Source organism: Methylobacter sp., assembly GCF_004322395.1.
In the GTDB taxonomy this organism is placed as follows: domain Bacteria; phylum Pseudomonadota; class Gammaproteobacteria; order Methylococcales; family Methylomonadaceae; genus Methylobacter_A.
Window position 1 is genome coordinate 1 of the sequence record NZ_SCTW01000087.1, and the last position, 1,677, is coordinate 1,677.

Here is a 1,677-nt window from a genome sequence, read left to right on the forward strand (position 1 = left end):
TTTAGCAATGATCGAATATGTTCGTTTTCGTCATCTATAAAAATAGTTCCACATGCAGTGTATGTATGCAGCAAGCCATCACTGAGTATTGCAAGGGGTAAGTTGGCTAAAGAATTAAAATTTCCACCTGAACAAAATTTCGCTAACGAATAAATCCACTTTTTATTTCTGAGCATTTGCTTTGGAGCTTCGCCCAGCTCACAGACAATGTCCAACGTACTGTCAACATCTAATAAATAGTCACGTAACAATGCCGGTGTTAAACTTGATATTGTTTCGCCTGCTTCATCAAAACCTTGTTTTACAAAGTCATTTAAAGGGGGAATACAAATTGGCCAACCCTCCGCTATAAATGGCTCTATTAGATGACTATGCCACGTTTGCGACAAATCGTGCACACCGTCGTTAAGTCCGTACCAATGATAGCCGTCAGAATTAAGCCCCCTAATTAGAGGCAATGAAGCAGCAACCCGGTAAAATCCCAGAATGAGCGCTTGATTTATATCGTCTGGAAATTCTTCTGTTGGCCAAAGCTTATACGGTTCAACATTATGCTCTGCATCCCCAGCAACCTGAACCATCAACAACGCCCATGCTTTGGCAACTGCATGTTCCGTTAATGATTTGTTCCACTCATAACGGTCATGGTTTGCCCCGCCTACCTCTGCTGATCGAGTTATACCCCGCCGATTGGAGCTCAGATCAAACCAGCTATGCAACCAAATCGGCCAATCGACCTTTTCAGGCAATGGGAGAAAACACGCTAAACCACCGGAAACTGCATTTGCTCTGGTTCCACTCAGCATCGTTGCCGCCCCTGCCCATGGAATAGCTTTTTCTCGATGCCTGCAAACTTTAAGGGCATCCTCCAACAATTGATCGTTTAGGCCGCGAAATAATCCAGAGGTAACAGCCCACGTTTCATGATGCGCTATGCCGTCAATACCCAACAAAGAAAACGAATGATTGTATTGAACAACCGGTAACTCTTCGTCTGATGCTAACCATTTTTCGAGCAAATCCTCTGACCTTCCATCCACTATATTTCTGAGAATGGAACGATTTTGTTCAACCTCTGACTTGTTTACGGTAGACAGTTGGTATTTAAGCTGTTCTGCGCCGTCCTCACCTATCTCCAAGACTTCAAGCGTATTGACCGACCGTAAGAAAATAATTAATGGCGGTCCGACTTGGTTGAGCTCTTCCAAGATTGAAATAAAATCTTCGTAGGTAAAAGGTTCATCACAAATCTCGCTAATAACAGCATCCCCGCTTGTGCGTAAAGGAAGCCGAAAAGCCGTTCCAGACAAATACCCCGCGCCGGGTTTTAATCCCACCGGTGCAAAGGTTTCTAGCCAATTTGGGAAATATTCTTGTGCGACCGGGACTGACCAAGCGCGAGCATTTTTTCCCTTAGGCAATATACGTTGATGGGGATCGAACCAGGCGATTTTATCGGCAGTTAACAGGCTAGGATGATCAGAAACACTATAACAAGTATTGAATCCCAGACCGAACCGGCCAGTACGATTCGAGTCGCTGACTTTTCCGCCATTACCTATGTTTTGTATTCGCTGAAAATCGGCATCGGTGAATATTTGATCGTTGAAAAATATGAGAGAAGGCGACAAAGCCACCGCCAATGCTGTATTTTCCAAAGCACCTTTATGCTGGCGG

General features: G+C 44.4%; 1 protein-coding gene. It reads right to left on the reverse strand.

What is annotated here, in order from left to right; all coding sequences use genetic code 11:
* Positions 1-1,677: hypothetical protein (locus tag EPO18_RS12180; protein ID WP_292433646.1), on the reverse strand; the 1,677-nt coding region annotated here is incomplete at both ends.